We start from the raw sequence: 18,241 nt of genomic DNA, 5'->3' as shown, positions 1-18,241 counted from the left end.
CTATCGCCGCAGCGCTTCCAGAAATGCCTGCGGCGTACATTCCCCAAGCTTCTTCTGCGTTTTCCCGGTATTCCACAGTTCGCACAATCGCTGCACTAATTCATCCGGCTCCGTTGCCGCAGGCACCAGCGTTTGCAAAGCATCAGTAAAGAAAATGGTGTTCGCGCAGGTCTTTGACTGGCAAAAAACAGTCATGCCCGGCATCTCAATACCCAGCCATTTTACCAATTCAGTCTCAAGACATTGAATATCAGCCGGGCAACACGCCAGCGTGTCGTTCAGCCAGTTTTTGACCAGGGGAAGCGAAATCCCGGAATAGACCCGAGCGTGACACCAGCCGCTCACTGGTTCGCGCGCCCATAGCAGATGATGATCGCCGCCGTCGTCCATGGTCATCGACAACCGCCGATAGTGCAACGTGAGTGTATCTGGCAATACACCCGCTTTTAGCGCCCTCTTCCCTTGCAGCGTACCTTTTTCCCGCTGATGCGCAGGACGTAAATAACGGTTCAGCGTGGCGCGTGAAACCGGAATACCTAGCCCGTCATTCACCATAAACAGAAGTTCATCGAGCGGCGCTTGCAGCGTGTCGCGCAAGACATTGACCAGCGCCACTTGCTCCTGTCTCATCGCTTTGTGTATCACATTTGGCGTAGTGTGCCGATCGCCCGTCTGTTCGCGATGACGCCAGCGCCGCACGGTCGTCACCGAGATCCCCAACTCTTTTGCCAGCTCACGGTCGCTTTTATCGGACTGCTGTAGATAACGACGCACGCGGGGTGTGGTAGTGGCATTGGCGTGCAGCTTAATTTCCATCGCCTGCTCCTGAATTCAAATCAAACCAATCTTGTGAGACTTACATGATTGACGCGCTGGCGTTGTGACCGATTTCACCTTTCATGCTCAACCTTTCACTGATAATCGGTAGTCATAACACACAACCCAATCGTCAGTCTCGTGCGGAGCTCAAAATGAACAATGTTCTGGGATTTTTAGAAGCAAAACTGATGCCGTTGGCGGCGAAAGCCGCGCAGCAGCGCCATCTTTGCGCCATTCGCGGTGCGTACGTTTCGTTTATGCCGTTTATTATCGTCGGCTCGATCCTGTTGGTGATTTCGTCGTTCCCGAATCAGGGCTATCAGCAGTTTATGTCTCATACCTTTGGTGACAGCTGGAGCAGCATCGTAGAGATCCCGTTTAACGCCGTGTTCTCCACGATGTCGCTGTTTGTCAGTTTCCTCGTGGCCTTCCGACTGGCGGAGCATTACAAAGAGGACCGCGTCTCCTGCGGCATTCTGGCGCTGGTGAGTTTCCTTATCCTCACGCCGTTTATCAAAGTCGCGGAAAACGGCGGCATTACCGTGATACCGGTTGAGTGGATCGGCAGCAAAGGACTGTTCGTGGCGATGATCGGCTCACTGCTGTGGACCGAATTGTTCTGCTGGCTGAAACGCAAAAAGCTGGTCATCAAAATGCCGGATGGTGTGCCGCCTGCGGTGCAGGAATCTTTCGCAGCGCTGATCCCGGCGCTGGTGGTGATGATCCTGGTGCTGGTAATCCGCATTGGCTTTGAAAACACCCACTACAACACCATTCACCAGTTCATCTATGAAGTGGTTGCCACTCCGGTGCGTCACTATGGCACGTCTTATTTTGGCGCACTGATGACGGTATTCAGCATCACCATTTTGTGGTCGGTCGGCATTAACTCCGGCTCGATGATCAACGGCATTATTCGCCCACTCTGGATGGAAAATCAGACCGACAACATCGCCGCCATTCAGGCAGGCGTCACCCCGCCACACATCATTACCGAGCAGTTCTTCGACATGATCTGGATGGGCGGCGCGGGTGCGACGCTGTCTCTGGTGATCGCAATGCTGATCTTCGCTCGCAGCAAAAACATGCGTGAAGTGGCGCGTCTTGGCGCGGGGGCATCCATCTTTAACATCAATGAACCCGTGCTGTTTGGGCTACCTGTCATCATGAACCCGATCATGCTGATCCCGTTTAACCTCGTGCCGCTCGTTCTGGTGACTATTCAATACGTAGCGATGAAAATCGGCGCAGTGGCGGTGACGACTGGCGTATTCATTCCATGGACGCTGCCACCGGTCTTGAGCGGCTTTATCGTCACCGGACACCTCTCCGGCAGCGTAATGCAAATACTGAATTTATTGATTGGAGCAATGCTCTATCTGCCGTTTATGCGCATTCTCGACAAGCAGTATCGCGCGGCGGAAATTGCTACCGAACATGAAACCCGCCAGTTGGCAAAACAGGAGTCGTAACGATGTGGGGAATTATTGCAACCTGGCGTATGGCGCTGGAAGGTGTGACCGAATCAGCGTCGGCGCTGGCCGCAGGGAGAGCCGCGTCCACCGCCGTGGTGGATGCCGTTGTTGCCGTTGAAGACTTTCCATTCTACAAATCCGTGGGATACGGTGGCCTGCCGACCGAAAACGGCGAAGTGGAACTGGACGCCGCCTTTATGGACGGCGACACCCTGGCCTTTGGCGCGGTCGGTAATCTGATTGATATTGCTAATCCCGTGCGGGTGGCGCAAGCACTCAGCCGCCAGCGCTACAATTCGCTGCTGGTCGGCCAGGGCGCACGCGAATGGGCGCTGGAACAGGGCTTCGCCGAGAAAACCATGCTGACCGACCGCGCGATGCAGCATTACCGCAAACGCTGTCGCGAAACGCTTGATAAAGGCCTCAGCCCGTACGACGGTCACGACACCGTCGGTATTATCGGTCTCGACAAACAAGGTTCAATGAGCGTCGCCACTTCCACCAGCGGCTTGTTTATGAAAAAACGCGGGCGCGTTGGCGACTCGCCGATCATGGGCTCCGGTTTTTATTGCGACAGTGAAACGGGCGCGGCAACCGCAACGGGCGTTGGTGAAGATCTGATGAAAGGCTGCACCAGCTATGAAATCGTGCGCCGCATGGCGGGTGGCATGACGCCGCAGGATGCTGCTGATTCGGTGGTATTCGAACTGGAGGACAAACTGATGTCGCGCTTTGGGCGTGTCGGCGATCTTTCGGTGGTATGCATGAATCGTCACGGCGAATTTGGTGCAGCCACCAATATCAAAACCTTCTCGTTTGTCGTCGCGTCAGAAAAACAGCCGCTGACCGTGTATCTCGCCGAACGCCGACAGGAAAAAACACACTACCAGCCGGTGGATGACGAATGGATGCAGGCCTATGCCGCGCGCATTCGCGCCCCGATTGAGGAGTAAACCATGGAATACCGTTTAATCACTGAGCCTTCCACCATACCGCACGGCAGTCATTTGATTGCCTCGCCCGACAGCCCGCTGCTGGCCACGTGGGATATTCCCGCTCTCGCGGAGATGGCGGCCCAGGCAAAAAAAGGTGAACTGGCTGACAGCCGCTATGGTTGCGCACCCTTTGCCCGTATCACGCTGATTCCTGATTCAGCATGGCATGACACGCTGACCGATGCCCTGCTGACTCATTTACGCCCGTTGTTCAAAGCGCCTTGTAGTGAAAACATCGTGCTCGACTGTACGTTGCTGACAGAAACCAACGTGCGCGATTCGGTGCTACGCGGGTTCTTCAATCTCGATCATTCGCTGGAAGATTTGGGGCTGAAAACAACGAGCGATAAGAGATTGAGGGTCAAAACGCTGGCCGGATTCTGCCTGCCGTTACAACGGGAAACTTTGCAGGATGCCTTCCTAAAACAACACGCCGTCGCCAACGGAATGCTCGCCGCGCGTCGGCTGGCAGATATCCCATCGGAAACTTGTACGCCACAGTTTGTGGTCGAGGAAGCGCTACGCCTGTGCGTCCAATTCCCGGCACTGCGCTGCGAAGTGCTGGATGAAAAAGCCATTCAGGAACAAGGATTGGGGCTTTTGCATGCAGTCGGCAAAGGTTCGTCACGCCCTCCTCGCCTGCTGGCGATCCATTATGACGGCGTAAAAGACGGCCCGGTGCGCAGCTATGTCGGCAAAGGGATTACGTTCGATACCGGTGGACTGTGGCTGAAAGAAGGCGCAGGCATGTACACCATGAAATATGACATGTGCGGCGCGGCGAACGTGCTCGGACTGATGCTGAGTGTGGCTGAACTTGCGCTTCCAGTGCGAGTAATGGGCGTGCTGGCACTCGCAGAAAACGCCATTGGCCCGAACGCCATGCAACCCGGCAGCGTGGCACGCGCCTGCAATGGCCTGACCGTCGAAATCAACAATACCGACGCCGAAGGCCGCCTGGTGTTAGCCGACGCTATCGCCTGGACCAGTCAGCGTCATGAGAAAACCCATTTCATTATCGACATGGCAACGCTGACAGGTGCAGTGGTGAAAGCACTGGGCTATGAGCTTAGCGGCCTGTTCACGCAAAACGAATTATTGCGTGACCATCTGACCCGCGCAGGGAAACAAAGCGGCGACGAAGTATGGTCGCTGCCGCTCGACGCACGCATGAAAAAACAGACCGAAAGCGCGATTGCCGATCTGTGCAACACACCCACCAACAACGCGGCGATCAGTTCATCGGCGGCGTGGCTCCTGCATCATTTCTGCCCATCGGACATTCCGTGGGCGCATCTGGATATCAGTGGCACAGCGTTGTGGCGTGAAGGTGGCAGAAGTGTGGCATCGGGAAGACCGATTCCGTTGCTGGTTCAGCATTTGTTGGATGATATTGCGGAGCGGTCTTAGGCCCGTGCAAGCAAAGCGCCGCCGGGCAATTACGCCGGATGGCGCTGCGCTTTCCGGCCTACAATTTGAGGATTTCTTTAACGAACGGGATCGTTAATTTACGCTGGGCGGTAATCGATGCCAGATCGAGCTGATCGAGCGTCATAAACAGAGTTCGGGTTTCCCTGTCGAGGCGCTTCATCAGGAAGCGGCACACATCTTCCGGCATCTCGAACCCACGCATTTTGGCTCGCAGCTGCAGCGCCTGCAATTTGTCTTCATCGGATAACGGCTGCAGCTTGTAGATCTGTCCCCAATCGAGGCGCGACGCGAGATCGGGCAAACCGAGATTCAACTGACGCGGAGGACGATCGCCGGTTATCAGCAAACGGGTTTTGCCCGATTCCAGAATGCGGTTGTAGAGGTTAAAGATCGCCATTTCCCACTGCTCATCCCCCGCTACGCATTCGATATTATCAATGCAAACCAGCGCCAGATGTTCCATTCCTTCCAGCACGTCCGGTACGAACCAGGTACGTTTATCCAGCGGCACATAGCCTACGGCATCGCCGCGCTGCGACAGTTCGGCGCAGGCTGCATGCAACAAATGGCTGCGGCCAGCGCCTTCGCGCGACCAGACATAAATGTATCCGCTGTGATCTTCCCGCAGCATGGTTTGCACTGCGGCAAGTAAGGAAGAGTTATCGCCCGCCCAGAAACTCGCGAAAGTTTCATCGTCAGGAAGATAGAGTGGCAAAGAGAGCTGAGCCGGAGCGTTCAGAGTGACCTCAACATGGAACTACTAAAAATCGCGATGAGTGTAACACAAAAGGAGTGACGGAGAGAACCGGGCGAGATCCCCGCCCGGTTGGTCGATCAGTGGACAGGTTTATCGCTGTCCGCCGGATCCAGAACCACTTCTTCCGGACGTAAGACGCTGATTAGTTTGAAGATCAGGCTCAACGCCACACCGACGATGGTCGCCAGCGCCATGCCTTTCAGCTCTGCGGCACCGATGTGAACGGTCGCGCCGCTGACGCCGATGATCAGGATAACCGCAGTCAGGATCAGGTTTTGCGTTTTGTTGTAATCGACTTTCGATTCAATCAGCACACGAATACCGGATGCACCAATCACACCATAAAGCAGTAAAGAAACGCCACCAATAACCGGAACCGGAATGATTTGAATCGCTGCCGCCAGTTTCCCGACGCAGGAAAGCAGAATCGCGATGATCGCTGCGCCACCGATAACCCAGGTGCTGTACACGCGGGTGATCGCCATCACGCCGATGTTTTCACCGTAAGTAGTGTTCGGTGTGGAGCCGAAGAAACCAGAGATAATGGTAGAAAGGCCGTTGGCAAACATTGAACGGTGCAGACCCGGATCGCGAATCAGATCTTTTTTGACGATATTCGCTGTCACCACCAGATGCCCGACGTGCTCGGCAATTACCACCAGCGCAGCAGGTAAAATGGTGAAGATGGCGAACCATTCAAAGCGCGGGGTGTAGAAGGTTGGCAGCGCAAACCACGGAGCCTGCGCAATCGGTGCGGTATCCACAATCCCCACCGCAAACGACAGCGCATAGCCGGTCAGCACACCAATCAGAATGGGGATAATCGCCAGGAAGCCACGGAACAGCACCGAACTGAACACCGTCACGCCGAGCGTCACCAGCGAAATCATGATGCTGGTCGTATTCGGCGTTGTCCCTGCCGCAGGCAGAAGACCAGCCATATCCGCCGCGACATGCGCCAGTTCCAGCCCGATAACCGCCACAATCGCGCCCATCGCCGCTGGCGGGAACATCACGTCGAGCCAGCCCGTACCGGCCTTTTTCACGATGAACGATACCAGGCAGAACAACACGCCGCACATGATGAAGCCGCCGAGTGCCACTTCATACCCCAGCGGTAACAGCAGCAGAACCGGAGAGATAAACGCAAAGCTCGACCCTAAATAGGCCGGGATTTTGCCCTTACAAATGAATAAATACATTAGCGTGCCGATGCCGTTGAACAGCAGAACGGTAGCCGGGTTGATGTGAAACAGGAAAGGCACCAGCACGGTTGCGCCAAACATGGCGAACAAGTGCTGCAAACTAAGCGGGATGGTCTGCAAAAGCGGCGGTCTCTCACTTACCCCGATAGCGCGGCGCGTCATAGTGTAATCCTCTGTCTAAGTGGTATTGTTGTTGTGTTTTAATCAAAAAAAAGCCGACTCTCAAAGTCGGCTTTTTTTAGTGAATCATTTACTTGGTACCAAAAATCTTGTCACCGGCATCGCCGAGCCCCGGGATGATGTATCCCTGCTCGTTCAGGCCCTGGTCAATCGAGGCGGTGTAGAGTTCTACGTCCGGATGCGCTTTCTCCAGCGCGGCGATACCTTCCGGCGCTGCGACCAACACCAGCACCTTAATGCTGTGACAGCCCGCGTTTTTCAGCAGGTCGATGGTGGCAATCATAGAACCACCGGTCGCCAGCATCGGGTCAACCACCAACGCCAGACGTTCGTCGATGTTGGACACCAGCTTCTGGAAATAAGGAACCGGTTCGAGGGTTTCTTCGTTACGGTAGATGCCGACAACGCTGATACGCGCGCTCGGGACGTGCTCCAGCACGCCTTCCATCATGCCCAGACCTGCGCGCAGGATTGGCACAACGGTAATTTTCTTGCCTTTGATCTGATCAACCTGCACCGGGCCGTTCCAGCCTTCGATGGTGACTTTTTCGGTTTCGAGGTCAGACGTTGCTTCATAAGTCAGTAAGCTGCCGACTTCTGAGGCGAGTTCACGGAAGCGTTTGGTGCTGATGTCATGCTCACGCATCAGGCCCAGCTTGTGTTTGACGAGTGGGTGTTTCACTTCCACAATCTTCATTCTCTTTCTCCTCTGAGGGGCAGCCACAAAAAAATCGCCGGATTATACCGCTTTTTGTCGGTAGCGCCATACCTGTTCTCGTTGACCGGGATCAATCAAAGTGATTAACACATTGTTACTTATTATAAAGTAAGGATAAAAATAAACCCCGCCGAAGCGAGGTCTTGTCTTGTGAGGCCAATTTACAGCGATTCTCCGTTGCTGCTGATAACCTTCTGATACCACGCAAAAGATTTTTTGCGGCTGCGCTCGAGCGTGCCGTTGCCTTCGTTATCTTTATCAACATAGATAAAGCCGTAACGTTTTTTCATCTCACCCGTGCCTGCCGACACCAGATCGATACAGCCCCACGGGGTGTAGCCCATCAGATCGACACCGTCTTCCACCACCGCTTTTTTCATTTCGCTGATGTGTGCGGAGAGATAATCGATGCGGTACTGGTCATTCACGCTGCCGTCACTTTCGCGCACGTCGATGGCACCGAAGCCATTTTCAACAATGAACAACGGCAACTGATAATGATCCCAGAACCAGTTCAATGAATAACGCAGGCCAACCGGGTCAATCTGCCAGCCCCAGTCAGACTTTTTGACGTATGGGTTGGAGACCAGACTGGTCGTTTCGTCGTAGTCGAGTTGCGGATTGTCTTCTGTAGCTTTGGTGGCAAAGGACATGTAATAGCTGAAACCGATGTAATCGACGCAGCCCTGTTTCAGCGCCGCTTTATCTTCGGCGGTGATATCCAGCGCGAAGCCACGACGCTCGAAGTAGTTCAGCAGGTGCTGCGGATATTTCCCGCGCACGTGTACATCAGTGAACCAGTAGCGGCGATGCATGGCGTTCATCGCCATCATCATATCGTCTGGCGCGCAGGTCAGCGGGTAAATCGGGCACATCGCAATCATGCAACCGATTTGCAGCGACGGGTTGATTTCACGCGCCACTTTTACCGCCAGGGCGCTTGCCACCAGCTCATAGTGCGCCGCCTGATACATAATCGGCTCGCGGTCTTCCCCTTCCTCATACTTAATGCCGGAGTTGGTGAACGGCGCGAAATCTTCGTGGAAATTCGCCTGGTTGTTGATTTCGTTGAAGGTCATCCAGTATTTCACTTTGTGCTGGTAGCGTTCAAACGCCACTTTCGCGAAGCGCACAAAGAAGTCGATGGTTTTACGGTTGCGCCAGCCGCCATATTCTTTGACAAGGTGATACGGCATTTCGAAATGCGACAGCGTAATAACCGGTTCGATGCCGTATTTCAGGCACTCATCAAACAGGTCATCATAGAATTTCAGGCCCGCTTCATTTGGCTCCAGCTCGTCACCTTTTGGGAACAGGCGCGTCCAGGCAATCGAGGTACGGAAGCATTTGAAGCCCATCTCGGCAAACAGTTTGATGTCGTCTTTATAGCGGTGATAAAAATCAATCGCGTCATGATTCGGGTAGTTTTTTCCTGGCAGCACGCCGTCGGTGATTTCACGCGCCACGCCGTGCGCCCCGGCGGTCATTACGTCGGCAACACTTGGGCCTTTACCGCCCTCTTTCCAGCCGCCTTCCAACTGATGTGCCGCAACGGCACCGCCCCACAGAAAATCGCTTTTAAATCCGGACATAACAACTCCCTCTTTAACGTTCAGACTGCTGATTAAAATGGTAAACCGCGCCGAGTAATCCGGCGTCGTTGCCATGGCTGACGGTATCGACGAACTCATCAATGCCAAACCAGGCCAGATGCTGCTTAAGTTGTTTCAGGAAGCCCGGGCGTTCGGTGATGCCGCCGCCGAGCAAAATGGTTTGTGGGTCAAACAGATTGACCAGGTTGTACAGGCCGCTTGCGATGCCGTTGAAGAAATCATCCACCAGCCGCTGACAGGTCACGTCGCCTGCATCGTAAGCGTCAAAAATCTCTTCACCGCTGACGTCGTCGAGCCGTTTGTCGTAATGATGGCTGTACCGTTGGCGCAGGACGCGCAATGTGCAGGTGGCATTCATGGTGTAGTGCGTGGGGTGGCGGCTGCCGGGTCGGTCGGTAAACATGTAGCCAAATTCGCCGCCGCGAAAACGCGCGCCGCGCACCAACTGGTTATTGCAGAAAATTGCGCCGCCGATACCGGTGCCGATGGTCAACACCAGGAAATCGCTCATTTCAGCGGCTTTGCCCTGCCAGCGTTCGGCCAGCAGCACGCAGTTGGCATCATTATCGATAGCAACGGGAAGGCATGTACGTTCTTCGAGCCAGTCTTTGATGGCGAAATTGTCGAACCGGCGGATAGCTCCGCCCATTTCGATGAAACCGGTGTGAGGATTGACATAACCCGGGGCGCTTATCGCGATGCCTTCACATCCAGGGTGCGTTTCAATCCAGCGCAAAATCCCTTGCAGAATCGCATCGCCATCGCTGTCCTTGATGGCCACTTTTCCTTTGTCGAGGATCTCGCCTTCACGCGTGACCACTCCCATTTTTAACGCCGTTCCACCAATATCAAACGCGGCTATGTGCATCTGTTCCATTCCTCCTGAAAGCCATTTCAGAAACCGGTTTCAGTGAGATATTGTGGGCTCTGCCGACATCCTGCAAGCACTAAACTGTACCCGGTTTCATTTTCGTGAACGGGTTCAAACTTGAGCAACGTAACGGCTGCAATGCATAAAAAGGGGGAGCCGTAAGATATCCGTTAACCAGGCTCGCAAACGTTTGCTTAGACTGTTAGAATGACGCCGATTTTATTTGCTAACGCCCTTCGTGGAGACTTGCAGTGACCGATAAAACCTCTCTCAGCTATAAAGATGCCGGTGTTGATATTGATGCGGGTAATGCTCTGGTTGACCGAATCAAAGGTGTGGTGAAGAAAACCCGCCGCCCGGAAGTGATGGGTGGCCTGGGTGGCTTCGGCGCACTGTGCGCACTGCCGCAAAAATATCGTGAGCCGGTGCTGGTTTCCGGTACGGATGGCGTGGGCACCAAGCTGCGCCTGGCAATGGATCTCAAGCGTCACGACACTATCGGCATCGACCTGGTGGCGATGTGCGTTAACGATCTGGTGGTTCAGGGTGCTGAACCACTGTTCTTCCTGGATTACTACGCGACCGGCAAACTGGACGTCGACACCGCATCCAGCGTGATCACCGGTATCGCCGAAGGTTGTTTGCAGTCCGGCTGTGCGCTGGTCGGTGGCGAAACGGCAGAAATGCCGGGCATGTACCACGGCGAAGATTATGACGTGGCCGGCTTCTGCGTCGGCGTCGTCGAGAAGTCTGAAATCATCGATGGCAGCAAAGTGGCCGACGGCGACGTGCTGGTGGCGCTGGCATCCAGCGGCCCGCACTCCAACGGTTATTCGCTGGTGCGTAAAATTCTCGAAGTGAGCGGCAGCAACCCGGAAACGACCGAACTCGACGGCAAACCGTTAGCCGATCATCTGCTGGCCCCGACCCGCATCTACGTGAAGAACATCCTTGAACTGATTGCGAATGTTGATGTTCACGCCATCGCGCACCTGACCGGCGGCGGCTTCTGGGAAAATATTCCGCGCGTACTGCCGGATAACACCCAGGCCATTATCGATGAATCTTCATGGCAGTGGCCGTCGGTGTTCAACTGGCTGCAAAAAGCGGGCAACGTCAGTCAGCATGAAATGTATCGCACCTTTAACTGCGGCGTGGGCATGTTGATTGCGCTGCCAGCAGCAGAAGCGGACAAAGCCATTGCGCTGATGAACGAGAAAGGTGAAAACGCGTGGAAAATCGGTTATATCAAAGCATCCGATTCTGAACAGCGTGTGGTCATCGAGTAATGAAAAATATCGTGGTGCTGATTTCTGGCAATGGAAGCAATTTGCAGGCGATTATCGACGCCTGCAAGCAGAAGAAAATTAACGGCACCTTACGAGCGGTATTCAGCAATAAGGCCGATGCGTTCGGCCTTGAACGCGCCCATGATGCAGATATTCCGGCCCATGCGCTGAGCGCCAGCCAGTTTGCCAGTCGAGAAGCGTTTGACCGTGAACTGATGCAGGAAATTGACGCCTACGCTCCCGACGTGGTGGTGCTGGCGGGTTACATGCGTATCCTGAGCCCGGCGTTTGTCGCGCATTATCAGGGGCGTTTGCTGAATATCCACCCTTCCCTGCTGCCGAAATATCCAGGCCTGAACACCCATCGCCAGGTGCTGGATAACGGCGACGAAGAGCACGGCACTTCTGTGCATTTTGTCACGGACGAGCTTGACGGCGGCCCGGTGATTTTACAGGCTAAAGTGCCGGTATTTGCCGGAGATACGGAAGATGACATCTCCGCCCGCGTGCAGCACCAGGAACACGCCATTTATCCTTTGGTCGTCGGTTGGTTCGTTGATGGACGCCTGGAAATGAAAGACGGCGACGCATGGCTTGATGGCGCGCTGCTTCCGGCCCAGGGACATGCTTGCGAAGAGTAATCCCCAGCGCTTGTTGGTCACAACGAGCGCTTTCTCTCCTCTCCCATACCGCTGAATAATAAAAAAACCTTATCGCAGATCCACAGCAAACAGATTATTGTCATACTGATCTGGCACAGTTGGACATCACAGGTCAAAGCTCGCCATAATGTGAGGGCTGTCCGCGTCAATCAACCGGAGTGTGAGTAGTAATGGGTCAGGATAAGCTTTATATCGAAAAAGAACTCAGCTGGTTATCGTTTAACGAGCGTGTTCTCCAGGAAGCGGCGGATAAAAGCAACCCGTTGATAGAACGTATGCGGTTTTTGGGCATCTATTCCAATAACCTGGATGAGTTCTATAAGGTGCGTTTTGCCGAACTCAAGCGCCGCATTATCATCAGTGAAGAACAAGGTCTTACCGCGCATTCCCGCCATCTGCTGGGAAAAATTCAGGCTCGCGTGCTGAAAGCCGATCAGGAATTTGACGGCCTGTATAACGATCTGCTGCTCGAAATGGCCCGTAACCAGATCTTCCTGATCAACGAGCGTCAGCTGTCAGTCAACCAGCAAGGCTGGTTACGCCACTATTTCAAACATTATCTGCGCCAGCACATTACACCGATCCTGATTAACCGTGAAACGGATCTGGTGCAGTTCCTGAAAGACGATTACACCTATCTGGCCGTGGAGATTATTCGCGGCGAGCAGACCAGCTATGCGCTGCTGGAAATCCCGTCGGATAAAGTCCCGCGCTTTGTGAATTTGCCGCCGGAAACGCCGCGCCGCCGCAAGCCGATGATTTTGTTGGACAACATCCTGCGCTATTGCCTGGATGATATCTTCAAGGGCTTCTTCGAATACGATGCGCTGAACGCCTATTCGATGAAGATGACCCGTGACGCCGAGTACGATCTGGTGCACGAGATGGAATCGAGTCTGATGGAGCTGATGTCTTCCAGCCTCAAGCAACGTCTGACCGCCGAGCCGGTGCGCTTTGTGTATCAGCGCGATATGCCAGATGCGATGGTCGAAATGCTGCGTAAAAAGTTCGCTATCACGCGCTATGACTCGATTGTTCCTGGCGGTCGTTACCATAACTTCAAAGATTTCATTAGCTTCCCGAACGTCGGGAAAGCCAATCTGGTGAATAAACCGCTGCCACGCCTGCGCCATATCTGGTTCGATAAATTCCGCAACGGCTTCGATGCCATTCGCGAACGCGACGTACTGCTTTACTACCCGTATCACACCTTCGAACACGTACTGGAACTGTTACGTCAGGCCTCGTTTGACCCAAGCGTACTGGCGATCAAAATCAATATTTACCGTGTAGCGAAAGACTCGCGGATTATTGATTCGATGATCCACGCGGCGCACAACGGCAAGAAAGTCACGGTGGTGGTTGAGTTGCAGGCACGCTTCGATGAAGAAGCCAACATCCATTGGGCGAAGCGCCTGACGGAAGCCGGTGTACACGTTATCTTCTCCGCGCCAGGCCTGAAAATTCACGCCAAGTTGTTCCTGGTTTCGCGTAAAGAAGGCGATGACGTGGTGCGTTATGCGCACATCGGCACCGGTAACTTCAACGAAAAAACCGCCCGGATTTACACCGACTATTCCCTGCTGACCGCCGATGCGCGTATCACTAATGAAGTGCGTCGGGTATTTAACTTCATCGAAAACCCTTATCGTCCGGTGAATTTCGATTATCTGATGGTTTCGCCGCAGAACTCGCGTCGCCTGCTGTATGAGATGATTGATAAAGAGATCGCTAACGCGCAAAACGGCAAACCGTCCGGCATTACGTTAAAGCTCAACAACCTGGTCGATAAAGGCCTCGTTGACCGTCTGTACGCAGCTTCCGGTTCAGGTGTGCCGGTGAACCTGCTGGTTCGCGGAATGTGCTCGCTCATCCCGCAACTGGAAGGCATCAGCGAAAATATTAACGTGATTAGCATCGTTGACCGATATCTTGAGCACGACAGGCTCTATATTTTTGAAGATGGGGGCACGAAAAAAGTGTGGCTCTCTTCCGCTGACTGGATGACGCGCAATATCGATTACCGTATTGAAGTCGCCACACCGATCCTCGATCCGCGCCTGAAACAGCAGGTGCTGGATATTGTCGATCTGCAATTTAGCGATACCGTGAAAGCCCGTTTTATCGACAAAGAACTGAGTAATCGTTATGTGCCCCGCGGCAATCGCCGTAAAGTCCGGTCACAGCTGGCGATTTACGACTACATCAAATCACTTGAGCAACCCGATTAATCTATGCCCATAAAAACCAAAACATCACGACCGCAAGAAATTGCTGCGGTCGATCTGGGATCGAACAGTTTTCATATGGTCATCGCGCGCGTCGTCGACGGTGCGTTGCAGATCATTGGACGCCTGAAACAGCGTGTCCATCTGGCCGATGGCCTGAATGAAAACAATATGCTCAGTGAAGAAGCGATGGAGCGCGGCCTGACTTGTCTCTCACTGTTTGCGGAACGCTTGCAGGGTTTTTCCCCGACCAGCGTCTGCATTGTCGGGACGCATACCCTGCGCCAGGCGCTTAACGCGCCAGAGTTTCTCAAGCGGGCAGAAAAAGTTATCCCTTACCCGATTGAAATAATTTCCGGCAACGAAGAAGCGCGCCTGATATTTATGGGTGTGGAACATACGCAGCCGGAAAAAGGCCGGAAGCTCGTTATCGACATCGGCGGCGGTTCGACGGAGCTTGTGATCGGCGAAGACTTCACGCCGCAATTGGTTGAGAGCCGCCGTATGGGCTGCGTCAGCTTTGCACAGATGTTCTTCCCGGGCGGCGTTATCAGCAAAGAAAATTTCCAGCGTGCGCGCCTTGCGGCGGTGCAAAAACTGGAAACGCTCTCCTGGCAATACCGCATTCAGGGCTGGAATGTGGCGATGGGCGCTTCTGGCACCATTAAAGCAGTCCATGAAGTGCTGGTCGAAATGGGCGAGAAGGACGGCATTATCACACCAGAACGCCTGGACATGCTGGTTGATGAAGTGCTGAAGTTTAAAAGCTTTAGCGCACTCAGCTTGCCGGGGTTATCGGAAGATCGTCAGGCGGTATTTATGCCGGGCCTCGCAATTCTGTGCGGCGTGTTTGACTCGCTGGCCATCAAAGAGCTGCGTCTGTCTGACGGTGCACTGCGCGAAGGCGTGTTGTATGAGATGGAAGGCCGTTTCCGCCATGACGATATCCGCAGCCGTACCGCAGAAAGTCTGGCGAGCCAGTACCACATTGACCGGGAACAAGCGCGTCGCGTGCTGGAAACCACCAATCAGATCTATGAACAGTGGGTGCAACAGAATGCCAAGCAAGCACATCCGCAATTGGCGGCCCTGCTGAAATGGTCGGCGATGCTGCATGAAGTGGGCCTGAATATCAACCACAGCGGGATGCACCGCCATTCGGCTTATATTTTGCAAAACAGCGATTTGCCGGGGTTCAACCAGGAGCAACAGACGCTTATTGCCACCCTCGTACGTTATCATCGTAAAGGGGTGAAACTGGACGATCTACCGCGCTTTACGCTGTTTAAGAAGAAGCAGTTTTTGCCGATGATCCAGCTATTGCGTTTGGGTGTGCTGCTGAATAACCAGCGTCAGGCGACCACAACACCACCCACATTAAGACTGACCACCGAGGCGAATCACTGGACACTGTGCTTCCCACATAACTGGTTCAGCCAGAATGCGCTGGTGCTGCTCGATCTGGAGAAAGAGCAGCAGTACTGGTTAGGCGTCACTGGCTGGATGCTGAAGATCACCGAAGAAGAATCACCAGTGATCGCGGCCTGACAGTAATAATTCTGTATTAACGGCAGCCAGACCTTCTAAAGGTTCTGGCTTGCCGATATAGAAGCCCTGCAAATAATCAATCCCCAGCCCCAACGCCGCATCCCGGATCTCTTCCGTTTCAACGTATTCTGCAACGACCTGCATATTCTTCATTCGCGCCAAATGACAGATTGAAGACACAATTTGATAGTCGAGGCTGCTCGACAGCAGGTTCTGGATGAAGCTGCCATCAATTTTAAGAATGTCCGCTTTGACCTTTTTCAGACGAGCGTAGCTGGCATAACCGGTGCCAAAATCATCAATCGCAATTCGACAACCCAACTCCTGCAACTGCTCCATGTTTTGCATGGCCTGCTCGGGGTGACTCAGTGACTGGCTTTCCGTTATCTCAAAGATAATCTGCCAGCCCTGAATATTGTGTCGCTTCAATAGATCCGCAACAATTTTGGGGAACTGTGAGCCACAGGCCGATGAGGGCGAAATATTAACGGATAACCTTAGGCCTGGCTGCGTTTCACGACAGCTGTCCATAAATTTGAGGGTGTTTTCAAGCACCCACAGGTCAATGCGGGATGACAGGCCAAACTCGTGCGCCACCGGCAGAAACTCTTCCGGGGCGATCAGCTGGTTATTCTCACCTTTCAGACGTAACAACACTTCGTGATAGTTATCACCGCGAATGCCGACAATGGGCTGAACCATCAGGCAGAACTGACCATGTTCCAGCGCCAGCTGTAAGCGGTTCATCATGGTGACTTTGTCTTTCAGACGCTGTTGCAAATGTGCCGCATTACGATGCTGTAAATTTTCAGGCGAACCGGTCAGCAGTGAGGAGTTGGCAATTGTGCTTAGTTCACCCAACAGCATCGGCAATTGCATCACTGGAGAACGCACATGGCAATAACTCACCCCAACATTCGGCTGAAGTGGCATCCCGTCCCATACGAAGCGGAATTTTTTGATTTGCGCGTCGATGGCGTCGATGCGTGACTCGTGGGCTTCCGTATTCAAACGAATGACTAAGTCATGTCCGGACAACTGATAAATGCACTCGCCATCTTGTAGCTCAGACTCCAGCCATTTACCCAGATTTTGTTTGTACTGGATGCGTACCATCATGCCGTAATGGCGACCCAACACTTCGAGCTCAGGGATACGTAAAAAACAAAGCACAGACCACGGTGTGGCAGCGAGCTTGCGAGTGAGCGCCCACAAATTCGGCATCTGAACCACAGGGTCAATGTAGGCCATTCGTCGGACACGCGCGTGAATATAACGTTGCTGAGTCGACAGCATAGCCATATAAACCACGATAAATGAGAACACTAAATAGCTGGAAGAGGTAATAGCTAGCTGGATGCTATAGCTCGGGTAAACAGGCAAATAACGATAGTAGAAGTGAATACTAACTATCAACACCAGTGTCCAGGCAATCGACATCAGTCGGTAGCCGAAACGCATCGACCCCCACAACATTACCGGCAGCAGCAAGGAAAAGGTGTAGTTGGTGGTAAAGATCGATGCTGAATTGGCGGCAGGGATTAACAATAATCCCATAATAATCAGCAGAATAAATGCCCACAGAAATATTTCAAACGTACTCACTTTTGAATCAATCTGCTGTCGAATCTGCGACATTAACGATCGCACATACCAGGGGTTACGGATAATTCGAATGAGCAGGTAACAAAGCGGAACGCCCGTTAAGCATCCTACAAGCATCGATTGATAGTTGATTAAGCTATGCAGTGTCAGGGGGCCGGCCCCTGCCAATGAGATTCTTGTCGGTAAAATATTAAAGAATACGCAGGCCAGAAGTAAGATCTGGAACAGGGTCGCGGGGAAAAACATCTGCCAGAACAGCCGTTGTGGCATCAAGCGTGTACAGCCGTAGGCGACAGAGTGTCGTCTCGGAACGAATACCCGATAGCCTCCCCAACTGAGGATAACCGGTATTAAAAAATGGAACGTAATGCAGATGGTTTCGGGGATAGTCATGCCTTTGGCAACAACCAGCCAAATCCCCAACAGCATCCCTGGTATCGCCTTCCAGCCAAAAAAGAGCATAAAACTCAGTAAGAGGGCCAAGGGAAGATAGTAAAGCGCGACGATACCGCCATCAATGTGTGCAAAGGTATTCGCGCTACGGGCCAGAGGCAGCAGCAACAACGGTAAGAAGAGTGGCAGTCCCCACCACTTATCACGATTATTTTTATAGAGTTCAGTAAGATGCATAGAGGCTCAAAAAGAGGACCCAATTCCTGATGGGCAGATAAAAACAGGCATCCAACCTGATTTTGATGTCCGCGAAAACCACTCCGCGAAATGGGGCAATAGATTATAGTCATCTAAAAAATGAGCAACTTGACTTAAATCAATAAACACTACCCAAAATACGATTTATCCCATTTTTCTCACGGTTGTACGCAGACTGGACCTTTCCCTTTGCA

14 protein-coding genes are annotated in these 18,241 nt (G+C 53.2%); 7 read left to right on the top strand and 7 right to left on the bottom strand.

From position 1 onward, the window contains the following. A complete protein-coding gene (locus tag VH187_RS21520; protein ID WP_329703471.1) occupies window positions 1-816 on the bottom strand; it encodes a helix-turn-helix domain-containing protein in 816 nt (271 codons plus the stop codon). A gap of 155 nt (window positions 817-971) precedes the next feature. On the opposite strand from VH187_RS21520, the gene celB reads away from it, so the two are divergent. From celB to VH187_RS21505, 3 genes are read left to right on the top strand one after another with little or no spacing between them, the layout of a single operon-like run. After that, window positions 972-2,291 carry a PTS cellobiose transporter subunit IIC gene (gene celB / locus VH187_RS21515; protein WP_329703470.1) on the top strand — a complete coding sequence of 440 codons (1,320 nt, stop codon included), beginning with the start codon at window positions 972-974 and terminating at the stop codon, window positions 2,289-2,291. A 2-nt stretch (window positions 2,292-2,293) separates the two neighbouring features. Beyond that, the gene (locus VH187_RS21510) at window positions 2,294-3,247 is read left to right on the top strand and encodes a glycosylasparaginase (RefSeq protein WP_329703469.1); all 954 of its coding nucleotides are present in this window, start codon (window positions 2,294-2,296) and stop codon (window positions 3,245-3,247) included. A gap of 3 nt (window positions 3,248-3,250) precedes the next feature. Further along, window positions 3,251-4,699, top strand: a complete 1,449-nt coding sequence (locus VH187_RS21505) for a leucyl aminopeptidase family protein (RefSeq protein ID WP_329703468.1) — start codon at window positions 3,251-3,253, stop codon at window positions 4,697-4,699. Window positions 4,700-4,757: 58 nt separating this feature from the next. On the opposite strand, the gene VH187_RS21500 is transcribed toward VH187_RS21505, so the two are convergent. The 5 genes from VH187_RS21500 to bglK form a co-directional block, all read right to left on the bottom strand. Next, window positions 4,758-5,459, bottom strand: coding sequence for a DnaA inactivator Hda (locus tag VH187_RS21500; protein ID WP_329703518.1), 702 nt, complete (start codon window positions 5,457-5,459; stop codon window positions 4,758-4,760). A 95-nt stretch (window positions 5,460-5,554) separates the two neighbouring features. Further along, window positions 5,555-6,844: a uracil permease gene (gene uraA / locus VH187_RS21495; protein ID WP_329703467.1), complete on the bottom strand. Its 1,290-nt coding sequence runs from the start codon at window positions 6,842-6,844 to the stop codon at window positions 5,555-5,557. An 88-nt stretch (window positions 6,845-6,932) separates the two neighbouring features. After that, window positions 6,933-7,559, bottom strand: a complete 627-nt coding sequence (gene upp, locus VH187_RS21490) for a uracil phosphoribosyltransferase (RefSeq protein WP_329703466.1) — start codon at window positions 7,557-7,559, stop codon at window positions 6,933-6,935. Between the two features lie 182 nt (window positions 7,560-7,741). After that, complete coding sequence (locus VH187_RS21485; RefSeq protein ID WP_329703465.1) at window positions 7,742-9,172, bottom strand: 6-phospho-beta-glucosidase; 1,431 nt, start codon at window positions 9,170-9,172, stop codon at window positions 7,742-7,744. 13 nt (window positions 9,173-9,185) lie between these two features. Further along, on the bottom strand, window positions 9,186-10,061 hold the full coding sequence (bglK, locus tag VH187_RS21480) for a beta-glucoside kinase BglK (protein ID WP_329703517.1): 876 nt from the start codon (window positions 10,059-10,061) through the stop codon (window positions 9,186-9,188). A 254-nt stretch (window positions 10,062-10,315) separates the two neighbouring features. On the opposite strand from bglK, the gene purM reads away from it, so the two are divergent. The 4 genes from purM to ppx all read left to right on the top strand — a co-directional run bounded on the left by purM (window position 10,316) and on the right by ppx (window position 15,791). Continuing rightward, window positions 10,316-11,353, top strand: a complete 1,038-nt coding sequence (gene purM / locus VH187_RS21475) for a phosphoribosylformylglycinamidine cyclo-ligase (RefSeq protein WP_329703464.1) — start codon at window positions 10,316-10,318, stop codon at window positions 11,351-11,353. Further along, window positions 11,353-11,994 (top strand): phosphoribosylglycinamide formyltransferase, encoded by a 642-nt coding sequence (gene purN, locus VH187_RS21470; protein ID WP_329703463.1) that lies wholly within the window; start codon window positions 11,353-11,355, stop codon window positions 11,992-11,994. The genes purM and purN overlap by 1 nt, the downstream gene beginning before the upstream one ends. A 191-nt stretch (window positions 11,995-12,185) precedes the next feature. Next, the gene (gene ppk1, locus VH187_RS21465; protein ID WP_329703462.1) at window positions 12,186-14,246 is read left to right on the top strand and encodes a polyphosphate kinase 1; all 2,061 of its coding nucleotides are present in this window, start codon (window positions 12,186-12,188) and stop codon (window positions 14,244-14,246) included. A 3-nt stretch (window positions 14,247-14,249) separates the two neighbouring features. Continuing rightward, entirely contained in the window at window positions 14,250-15,791 is a 1,542-nt protein-coding gene (gene ppx / locus VH187_RS21460; protein WP_329703461.1) for an exopolyphosphatase, read from the top strand. On the opposite strand, the gene VH187_RS21455 is transcribed toward ppx, so the two are convergent. Then, window positions 15,771-18,026, bottom strand: coding sequence for an EAL domain-containing protein (locus VH187_RS21455; protein ID WP_329703460.1), 2,256 nt, complete (start codon window positions 18,024-18,026; stop codon window positions 15,771-15,773). The two genes, ppx and VH187_RS21455, sit on opposite strands and share 21 nt — an antisense overlap. Between the last annotated feature and the right edge of the window lie 215 nt (window positions 18,027-18,241).

It is taken from the genome of Scandinavium sp. (assembly GCF_036271055.1).
In the GTDB taxonomy this organism is placed as follows: domain Bacteria; phylum Pseudomonadota; class Gammaproteobacteria; order Enterobacterales; family Enterobacteriaceae; genus Scandinavium.
The sequence above is the reverse complement of the archived record's forward strand: the minus strand, read 5'-3'. Positions and strand labels throughout refer to the sequence as shown.